The organism is Roseateles sp. P5_E8, from assembly GCF_054177665.1.
This window is the reverse complement of record NZ_JBGCUM010000098.1, coordinates 1-10,091: the sequence shown is the minus strand read 5'-3', so window position 1 is coordinate 10,091 and position 10,091 is coordinate 1. Positions and strand designations below refer to the sequence as shown.

The following is a 10,091-nucleotide window of genomic DNA, read 5'->3' as shown; positions in this document are numbered from 1 at the left end:
GGGCAAGCGGTCCGCAGCGACCAGGCGCCAGGCGACGCGGCCGGCGAGTGGCGCTGGTGGCGGGGCGCTCAGGCCGGCAAGGCGGGCATAGCGCGCGAGGTTGTCGGTCTGGTCGGCCTCGCGCAGTGCGGGGTCGAGGTCGCCGTCCTGTGACGTCGCGCCGCACCAGGCGCCGCCGTGGCCATCGGCAATCGCGTAGCCGTCGCCGGCCACTGGCAGGCCCGGCCGCCAGGGCGCTTCGGCCAGATGGGTGAGCTGGCCGCGTTGCACGACCAGGTCGTCGGCCAGCGCGCCAAGCAGGGGCAGCTGCGCATGGCCACCAGCCAGCACGACGAGGGGCGCTTCGTCGATGAGCTGGCCGCTGCCGTGGAGCAACTGCCAGCCGCCGGCCATCTCGCGCAGCGCGGCGACCGGCGTGTTCAGCCACAGCTCGGCGCCGCTCGCGGCCAGCATGGCCCGCGTGTAGGCCGCCGGGTCGAGTGCGCCGCCGCCGGGGTACAACCAGGCCGGGTGGTTGAGGGCCGTGCCGGCGCGCGCCGAAGCTTCGTCGGTCGACAGTGCCTGCACATAGCCCGGCGCGTCCTGCATCTGCRCCAGCGCCAGGCGCGTCTCCAGCCGCAGCAGGCCTTGGCTGTGCGGCAGGCCCAGTTCGGCCAGCAGACTGTGCGTCGCCAAGGCCGCTGCACGGTTGAAGCGCGCGTGCGGGCCGTCGTCGGGGTTGAGCGTGCCGTGGAAGAGGCCGGCCGGGTTGCCCGAGCTGGCCTGGGCCGGGCCGGGCAGGGCGTCGATGACGGTGCAGGCCACGCCGGCCTTTGAGAGCGCCAGCGCGCAGGCCGCACCTGCGAGGCCTGCGCCGAGGATGACGGCGCGCTTTGCCCCCGGCGCCACCGCCTCACGTCCGACCGGCCGCTGCGGTGTGTGGCGCGGCGCAAAGCGGGCGACGGTCATCTCCGGCTTGTTGGCAAAACCTGGCGCCGGCGCCACCTCGAAGCCCAGCGCCGCCAGTGCCCGGCGCATCGGCTGCGAGATGCTCCATGTGGCGGCCGTCGTGCCGCGCACCGAGTTCCGGGACAGGCTCTTCAGCAGCCATTCGTCCCACAGCTCCGGGTTGCGCTGCGGCGCAAAGCCGTCCAGGTAGAGCGCGTCGGCGTCCAGCACCAGTTCGCGCAGCAGCTCGCGGGCGTCGCCCAGGCCCAGCAGCAGCTCGACGCGGCCGCCCTCGAAGCTCAGCGTGTGCAGCCCGGTGGTCAGCGGTGGCCAGCGCTCGACGAGCTGCGCGGCCAGCTCGGGCAGCGGGCTGGCGGCATGGACGCGTGCCAGGTCGTCGCGCGTCAGTGGGTGCTTCTCCACGCTGACGAACACCAGTCGCTCGCAGCGTGCCGGGTCTTGCCGCCAGGCATCCCAGGTTGCCAGGAAGTTGTTGCCCGGGCCGAAGCCCGTTTCCAGCACGACGAAGCGATCGCGGCCCTGCCAGCGGCCCGGCAGCCCGTTGCCGGTGACGAAGACATGGCGCGCCTGTGCCAGCGCTTCCGGGTCGGGGAAGTCGACCTCCGCTGGCACGAGGCTGATGCGCCGCGTCATGAGTCCGCTCCGGGCAGCAGCGCCACCAGGCCGGCGCCCAGCAGCAGTGGCAGCGCCAGCGCTGGGATGACGAAGCGCGCAAAACGCCAGCCGCCCGCCACGACGGCCGTGATGGTGCGCGTGATGCTGTTGCAGGCAAAGGCCAGCAGCAGGCCCATCAGGACCTGGCCGGTGCCTATGCTGCCTGCTGCCTGCAGGCCGGCCAGTGAGGCGATGGGCGCATGCACGTCGGCCAGCGCCGTGAGGGCGACGGCGCCATACAGGCCGCTGCTGCCGAAGTGTTCGCGCGCCCAGCTCACCGCCACGGCCACGGCGCTGAGCATCAGCGACAGCAGCAGCGCCTCGCGCAACCGCAGCGGGCCGCGCCGCTCACCCGGGCCGGCGGCGCCCACCTGTTCGACGCGCCGGGAGTGCCGCGCCAGCGCCCAGCCCATGGCGCCGCACAAGGCCATGCCGAGCAGGCAGACCGGCAGCGCGGCGAGGGCGGCCTCGGGTGCCATGGCGAACAACATGGCCTGGGCCTGCAGCCAGGTTGCGCTGGTGGACAGCACGGCGCCCGCCGCGCAGGCCAGCGCCAGGCCGGGCTCGTTGCGCGCACGGGCGCCCATGGCGCCGATGGTGGCCGTGCTGGACACCAGGCCCGAGAGCAGGCCCGACAGCGCCAGGCCCGCCTGCGGCCCGGCCAGCCGCAGCGCGACATGGCCCGCTGCCTGCAGCACCAGCATCAGCAGCATCAGCCCCAGCAGCGAATGCGCCTTCATGCCCGCCAGCCAGGGCAGGGGCTGCTGCGGCATCAGCGGCAGCACCACCAGCGCCAGCGCGCCGATCAGCAGGCCGTCATGCAACTCCTCCTCGCGCAGCACCTGGGTAGCAAAGCGGTGCAGCCGGGTGCGCGCGGCCAGCAGGGCGGTCAGCACGACGGCGGCGGGCGAGCCCAGCAGCGGCGCCGTCACGCACAGCGCGCCGATCAGGTAGGTGACGAGCAGGGCGATCTCCGTCGTCAGGCCGGGGTCATGGCCGCGGCTGCGCAGATGGGCGATGGCGGCCAGCGCGGTGATGGCCAGCGCGCCCACCGCCACCAGGCCGGGCGCCTGCAAGGCCTGGCACAACGCGCCGCCCAGCGCGGTCAGCGTGAAGGTGCGCAGCCCGGCCGGCTCGCGGTGCGGCCCGCGCTTCTTGTGGCGCTCGCGTTCCAGCCCGATCAGCAAGCCGCTGCCCAGCGCGGCGGCCAGCCCGACGATCACGTCAGCGGAGACGCCGAAGGCCTGGCCCAGCCCCTCCATCACCAGGCGACGGTCTCGCCGTGCTGGGGCACGCGCACTGGCAGGCCCAGCTCGTCCTTAATGCGGCAGCGCAGCGCGTCGGCCGCCGCCGGCTCGCCGTGGACGACATAGACCTGTTCGGGCGGCCGGGGCAGCGCGCGCAGCCACTGCAGCAGGCCGTCGGCATCGGCATGGCCGGACAGGCCGTCCAGGTGGCTGACCTCGGCGCTCACCGGCACCCAGCGGCCACGAATCTTGATCTCGCGCTCGCCCGCCACCATGCGCGCGCCGCGCGTGCCGCCGGCCTGGAAGCCGGGGAAGGCGATGTGGTGGCGCGCCTGCGGCGCCAGCGCCTCGATGTAGTTCAGCACCCGCCCGCCGGTGGCCATGCCGCTGGCCGAGATGACGACGGCCGGCCGGGCGCGCGGCTCGGCCAGCGAGGCGGCGAGCTTGAGGCTCTGGGCTTGCTTGGTGACGTAGTGCACGCGGTCGGTCAGGCTGCGTGCCTCGCTGGCGGAGATGCGCAGCAGCCGGGCATGCTTGAGCGTGATCTCGGTGGCCTGCTCGGCCATCGGGCTATCCAGCCAGATGGGCACGTCCAGCGGCAGCTCGCCGGCATTGCGCAGGCGCTGCAGCACCAGCAGCAGCGCCTGGGCGCGGCCGACGGCGAAGCTGGGCAGCAGCACCGAGCCGCCGCGCTTGAAGGTGGTGCGCAGGATCTGAGCCAGGCGAGCCTGCACGTCCTCGGCCGGGTGCAGGCGGTTGCCGTAGGTGGACTCGATCAGCACCACGTCGGCGGCCGGCGGCACCTGCGGCACGGGCATCAGCAGGTCGCCCAAGCGGCCGATGTCGCCCGAGAACAGCAGGCTGCGGCCGCCCTGGCTGACGTGGATGGAGCTGGCGCCCAGCAGATGGCCGGCCGGCGTGAAGCGCACCTCGGTCGCGCCGAGCTTGAGCTTGCCGTCGCGCGGCAGCGGCGCGAAGGCCTTCAGCGTCGCCTCGGCCTCGCGCACGCTGTACAGCGGCAGGGCCTTGTCATGGCGACTGCTGCCGTCCCGGTTGGCGCGGCGGGCGTCTTCCTCCTGCAGGTGGGCGCTGTCGCGCAGCAGAACGTCGCAGAGGTCGCGGGTGGCGCTGGTCGCGTAGATAGCCCCCTTGAAGCCCTGGCGACGCAGCGCCGGCAGGTAGCCGCAGTGGTCCAGGTGGGCGTGCGACAGCAGCACGGCGTCCAGCTGCATGGCGGGTGTTCCAAGCGGCCCCCAATTGCGCTCGCGCAGCTGCTTGTAGCCCTGAAACAGGCCGGCATCCAGCAGCAGGCGCTGCTCGCCCAGCGTCAGCAGATGGCGCGAGCCGGTGACGGTGTCGGCGGCGCCGAGAAAGGTCAGCTTCATGGGGCACCCAGGGTCTGCATGGTGCCGGATTCAAGCACCTGCAAGGCCGGCCCGTCTTGCGCCAGCGCAAGCGCCAGGGCGCGGGCGACGCGCTCCGGCGTGATGGGCCGCCAGCGCGCCGGGATCAGGCCGGCGACCGGGCGGCTGAGCCGCAGGGCCCAGCCCTCGCCCGCGCGAGATGGCTGCGCCAGGCCGGCGCGTTCGCCGTCCAGCAGCGAGGGTCGGGCGATGACGAGGCGCTCGAAGCCCAGCGCGATCAGCGCGTCCTCGGCCTCGCCCTTGACGCGGTTGTAGAAGACACCTGAGCGCGCGTCGGCGCTCAGCGCCGACACCAGACCGCAGCGCGTGGCGCCGCGCTCGCGGGCGGCACGGGCGACTGCCACGACGGCGTCGAAGTCCGCCGCGCGAAAGGCTGCCTGCGAGCCGGCCTGGGCCATCGTGGTGCCCAGCGCGATGAACAGGCGCTGCGGCGCGGGCAGGGCGGCGAAGGACTCGGGGCGTGTGTAGTCCACCACCGCCAGGCCCGGCTGCGGCTTGCGCGCCAGCGCGATGGCATCGGGCAGCTCGGCCCGCAGTGCGCGGCCGACGAGGCCGGTGGCGCCGGCGATCCAGGCGGCTGTCATTTCAGTCCTCCAGAAGGGCTGCCAGCGCCTGCGCGTCCAGCGGCGACGCCTGCTCATGCCCCTCCAGCATGCCCTCGGCCAGGCCGCGCTTGCTGCGGTGCAGTTCGATGATGCGCTCCTCCACCGAGCCGGCCATCACCAGCCGGTAAACCGTCACCGGCCGCTGCTGGCCCATGCGGTGGGCGCGACCGCTGGCCTGGTCTTCGGCGGCGGGGTTCCACCAGGGATCGACGATGAGCACGTAGTCGGCCATCGTCAGGTTCAGGCCGAAGCCGCCGGCCTTCAGGCTGATCAGGAAGACCTCGCCCTCGCCACGCTGGAAGGCGGCCACGCGCTTGGTGCGCTCGGCCTGCGGCGTGCTGCCGTCCAGGCGCTGGTGGGGCACGGCCATCTGCGTCAGGCGCTCGCCGAGCAGGTCGAGGTAGTCGGTGAACTGGCTGAACACCAGCGCCTTGTGGCCGCCGTCCACCAGCTCGCGCACGATGCGCTCGAACTCGGCCATCTTGCTGCCGATCAGGCCCAGCTCGGGTGACACGAGGCGGGGGTCGCAAGCGGCGCGGCGCAGGCGCATCAGCTCGGCCAGCACCTGCATGGGCGCACCGGCGCCGGCAGCGGCCGCCTTGGACACGGCCTCGCGGGCATCGCGGCGCAGCGCTTCGAGGAAGTGGCGCTCCTGCTCGCTGGGCTCCACGCGGTGGACGATCTCGGTGCGCGGGGGCAGGTCTTGCAGCACCTGGGTCTTGGTCCGGCGCAGCAGGAAGGGCGCGACGAGGCGGCGCAGCCGCGCGCGGGCCGGCGCGTCCTGCTGGCGCTCGATGGGGCCGGCAAAGCGCTCGTTGAACTGCTGCGGCGTGCCCAGCAGGCCGGGGTTGATCAGGTTCATGATGGACCAGAGATCGGCCAGCCGGTTCTCGACCGGCGTACCCGACAGCGCGAGACGGAAGTCGGCGTCGAACTCGGCCACCGACTTGGCCCGCTTGGTGGCGGCGTTCTTCAGCGCCTGGGCTTCGTCCAGCACCAGCGTGGCCCAGCGCCGCGCGGCAAAACGCTCGGCGTCGATCTGCGCCAGCGCGTAGCTGGCGACGATGACATCGCCCGGCCCGGCAGCGGCCAGCAACGCGTCGCGGTCGTCCGTCTCGGCGTAGAGCGTTGCAGTGAGGCCGGGCGCGAAGGCCTGGCACTCGCTCCGCCAGTTGCCGCAGACCGAGGTGGGGGCCAGCACCAGCGCCGGCCCCGCAGCGCTGCGGTCGATCAGCAGGGCCAGGGTCTGCACCGTCTTGCCCAGGCCCATGTCGTCGGCCAGGCAGGCGCCGAAGCCGGCGGCGGCCAGGCGGCTCATCCAGGCAAAGCCTTCGACCTGATAACCGCGCAACTCGGCGCGCAGCGCGCGCGGCAGCTGGGGTTGCAGCGCGGCGGCGGCGGCCAGCTGGGCCAGGCGTTCGCGCCAGGGCTTGTCGCCGCTGAGCTGGGTGCCGGCCAGGCCTTGCTCCAGCCAGGCGGCGCCGGCCTTGGGGACCTGCAGTTCGCCCTTCTTGGTCTGGGCCAGTGCGTCCAGGTCGCGCAGCTGCTGGCGCAACTGCTCGGACAGCGCCAGGTAATGGCCCTCGGCCAGGCGCACGAAGCGGCTCTTGCTTGACCGGCTCAGCGCCAGCAGCTCCTGCAGGCCCAGCACGCGGCCTTCGTCCACCTGGGCCGTGCCGGTCAGGCCCAGCCAGTCGCGCCCGCTGCTGACCTCGATCTGCACGGCCGCGCTCTCCAGCGGCTTCACGCGCACCGGCTTGCCCTTGGGCCAGTCCAGCGCGGCGATTGCCGCCAGCCCGGGCAGGCGCTCGACGGCCGCCAGCGCCTCCTCGGCATCGGCCAGCAGCCAGGGCTGGTCGGGCGGCTGCTCGGGGTCGAGAAAGGGCAGGGCCTCGATGACGTCGGCGCGGTGCTGCGCCTCCACGGCCAGGTCGCGCTCGGTCGTCAGGCTCACGCCCTCGTGCAGGCACATCAGCCGCGCGCGGCCCGCGCCCGGCGTGACGACGGGGCCGAAGTCGCCGAAGGGCTGGGCCACCAGCAGCAGGCTCAGGCCCTCGCCCTGGGGCGTGAGGCGGGCATGCAGGCGGCTGTCGCCCGACACACGCTCACCGGCTTCGGCGTCGCTGTGCAGCTGGAAGTGGCCGGTCAGCACCTGCAGCGCGCCGGCGAGTTCCTGCGTGGCGGCGACCGGCACGGTCCAGCCCTGGGCGACCAGCTCGGCCACGCGGCGCTGGGTGGGCGTGATGCGGATGAGGCGGGCGCGCGTCGGGCCCTCGCGCAGCACGCGCTGGGTGTTGCGGCGCTCGCGCTCGGCGTCGGCCTGGGCGCCGTATAGCATGCCGGCGTGCGCTGGCTGGGCGGCGATCAGCGGCGGGTGCAGGTGGAACTCGAAGGCGGCTGCGGCGTCGGCGCCGACGCGCCTGATCTCCAGCTCGGGCAGGCCTTCGGCAAGCTCCACCCACTGGCCGGGCGTGTCGGCAAACATCAGGTGGGGGTGGCCGATCAGCGCGACCAGGGCCTGGCTGACGTCCAGGCGCAGGTCGTGAACGCCGGCCCAGGCGTCGCGCTCGATGTGGCGCAGCACCAGGTTGTCCCGGCTGCGCTGGGCGCCCTGCTTCTTGAGCTTGGCCAGCGTCACGGCCTTGAACTTGGTGATGCCGCGCGCGCTGGTGCTCATCTCCAGCGGCTCCAGCGTGTGGACGCGGCCGGCGGCGTCCAGGCTGAGCTGCCAGGCCAGCTCGGGCTTGGTGGCGGCACCGGCGGCCTTGCCGTCGTCGCTGAGGGCGGCGATGGCCGCGAGGGCGTCCTGCCAGGCATGGCGCGGCTGGCCCAGGAAGTTGGCGACCTGGGTCGGGCCGGTGCCGCCCAGCTCCAGGCGCTGCTGCGCCGCGCGCAGGTAGTCGGCGAGCAAGGCCTGGGTGGGGCCGAGGCCGGCGAGCAGGTCCTCGGCGAGCTGGGGCGTCCAGCCCGGCGCGGGCCTGCCCAGCCAGGCGGCGAGCAGCAGGCGGTCCGCCGGTGCGGCATTGCCCGGCCCGCGCGGCATGAAGGCGGCGTCGAGAAAACTGTCCTCGCCCAGCTTCACGCCGATGCCGTGGGCCCAGAGGCCCCAGTCCTCGTAGGCCGTCGGGTTGCGGCTGCCGGATTCGGCAATGGCGTACTTGCGCGCCTGCGCCCAGGCCTTGGGGTCGTCCTGGGCCAGCAGGCTCAGCAGATAGAGGCGGCCGGTGTCCAGCGACAGCGCATTGCGGCGGCTGCGGCTGGCGGTGTGGATGGCCTTGATGGCGGCCTCGAAGCCGGCGCTGGCCTCGGCCCAACGGCCGGCCGTGAGCGCGCGGGCGGCGGCCAGCAGCGTGACGCCGGGCCCGGTCAGGCCACGCAGATGCTGCTCGGCGCTGTCCAGCTGCAGGGCCAGCATGTCGGCCTCGGCCAGGCGGGCGCGCAGGGGGATGCTGAGCGTGCCGGCTTCGGCCTGCAGCCAGGCACGCACCTCAGTCCGCACCGAGTGGCCGGCGGGCAGCACGTCCAGCAGCTGGCCCAGCAGGCTGTCGCGCAGCTCGGGGTCGATCTGGGTCAGCAGCCTGGGGCACCAGGGCTCGATCAGGGTCTGCAGGGCCAGCAGCGGCGGGCTCAGTTCGGGCAGTCGGGTGGCGAGCAGCTCGCGGTATTCGGCGGCCGGCATGCCCGAGAAGATCATCAGCCGCAGCACCGTGCGCATGTCCTCGGCGCCACGGAAGTTGACCCAGGCGATGGGGTCCTGCCAGTCGCCCCGGCCCGAGCCCAGCAGCCACAGGCGCTGGCGCCAGTAGCGCGCGGCGCCGGGGGCGGCCAGCAGGGTCTGCAGGCGCTCGACATGGTCGGCGAGCGACGCGCGCGTGCCCTTGCCCATCAGCCCCTCGGCGCGGTCCTGGGCGACCAGGGCCTGCAGGCCATCGCGGGTGGCGTAGTGGTCGAAGGCCTCGCCATTGGCACGTTCACGGCCGGTCAGCGACAGCCATTGCATGACGGCATTGATGCTGGCGGTGCCGCCCAGCAGCAGCAGGGCATCGAGCAGGGTCTGCAGGTCGGCCTCGGGCAGGGCGCCGGGGGCGGCGAGTTGCTGCGCCCGCTCGGCCGCCTTGGCTTCCTGGATCTTGCGCTGCATGTCCTGAGCGGAGACGACTGTGCCATCGGGCAGGTTGAACTTGAGCGAGTTGTCGAGCGGGGGGCGAGCCATGGGTCGGGATTAGATCAGCCCCTCCTGAGGAGCCGGGGTTGGCGGCGCGCGTGTTTCAACGGTTTCGGCAGCCGGCACCCGCCTGCCGCAATTGAAACCATTGCACGCCGGCGGGAAGCGGCATTGATACCGCCGATCCAGACACTGATTTGCATCGCGACACGTCGTCGCGAGCCTTTTCAAACCCCACAGAGAGATCACCATGTCTTTGCGTCACATTCTCATCGGCGCGGTCGCGCTGGCCTGCAGCGCCGCAGCTCAGGCGGGCCTCGTCAACTACAGCTTCGTGGCCAAAGGCCTCGACGAGGCGACCGGCGGAACGCTGTCGGGCAGMCTGGTGGTGGACATGGATGCCGTCGACTCGGATCCGGCGCTCACGCGTGGTGCCTACAACAGCGGCGCCAAGATGTCGGGCGGTGTTTCGGGTGGCGTGCAGGACGGCATGGCGTACGCGAATGAGAGCAAGCGGATCTTCGTCGACGCGGATGCGGACAGCTTCTTCAGCTTCATTGACTTGAACGATCCGTGGCCCGTCTTCCAACTGGCCTTGGAGGGGGCAATGGGCGTGGATGCGCTGACGACGGGCGCCATGCCCTACCTGTATCTGGAGGACTTCCAGTACCGTCATGAAATCCGCTTCCAGATGCCCAACGAGAAGCAGTACCGCTACGAGATCACCGCGTTGACGAGCAGGGACCTGCCACCCCGCGACGGCGCGCATGAGCTGCCGCTGCCGGGTACGGCGCCGCTGGTCTTGGCGGGGCTGATGGGCTTGGGTTGGGCTCGGCGCCGTGTCATCACGCAGATGCCTTGATGGCGGGTTGCCCAAGAAAAACGGCCTGCCCCGTGAGGGGCAGGCCGTGAGCGCGGAGGGCGCTGGATTGGCGTTGGATCAGCGCTTGGGCTGGGTCAGGCGCGGGCCGTTGTTGGAGCGCGGAGCGCCGCCGTCACGGCTGGGCTGGCCACCGGCCGGGCGCGGTGCACCCTGGCCTTGCAGCTT

General features: G+C 72.9%; 6 protein-coding genes. 1 reads left to right on the top strand and 5 read right to left on the bottom strand.

Features of this window, described 5'->3' with window-relative positions:
* From mnmD to ACXRVZ_RS26895, 5 genes are all read right to left on the bottom strand, one after another.
* A partial coding sequence (gene mnmD, locus ACXRVZ_RS26915) for a tRNA (5-methylaminomethyl-2-thiouridine)(34)-methyltransferase MnmD (protein WP_458233069.1) occupies nucleotides 1-1,581 on the bottom strand: 1,581 nt, incomplete at its 3' end.
* Complete coding sequence (locus ACXRVZ_RS26910; RefSeq protein WP_457421044.1) at nucleotides 1,578-2,864, bottom strand: MgtC/SapB family protein; 1,287 nt, start codon at nucleotides 2,862-2,864, stop codon at nucleotides 1,578-1,580. The genes mnmD and ACXRVZ_RS26910, both read right to left, overlap by 4 nt.
* Complete coding sequence (locus tag ACXRVZ_RS26905) at nucleotides 2,864-4,234, bottom strand: MBL fold metallo-hydrolase RNA specificity domain-containing protein (protein ID WP_457421046.1); 1,371 nt, start codon at nucleotides 4,232-4,234, stop codon at nucleotides 2,864-2,866. The genes ACXRVZ_RS26910 and ACXRVZ_RS26905 overlap by 1 nt, the downstream gene beginning before the upstream one ends.
* A complete protein-coding gene (locus ACXRVZ_RS26900; protein WP_457421048.1) occupies nucleotides 4,231-4,857 on the bottom strand; it encodes an NAD(P)H-binding protein in 627 nt (208 codons plus the stop codon). Before ACXRVZ_RS26900 ends, ACXRVZ_RS26905 begins: the two co-directional genes overlap by 4 nt.
* 1 nt (nucleotide 4,858) lies before the next feature.
* The gene (locus ACXRVZ_RS26895) at nucleotides 4,859-9,091 is read right to left on the bottom strand and encodes an SNF2-related protein (RefSeq protein WP_457421050.1); all 4,233 of its coding nucleotides are present in this window, start codon (nucleotides 9,089-9,091) and stop codon (nucleotides 4,859-4,861) included.
* A 202-nt stretch (nucleotides 9,092-9,293) separates the two neighbouring features.
* On the opposite strand from ACXRVZ_RS26895, the gene ACXRVZ_RS26890 reads away from it, so the two are divergent.
* Entirely contained in the window at nucleotides 9,294-9,905 is a 612-nt protein-coding gene (locus tag ACXRVZ_RS26890; RefSeq protein ID WP_458233068.1) for a hypothetical protein, read from the top strand.
* The last annotated feature ends 186 nt before the right edge of the window (nucleotides 9,906-10,091 follow it).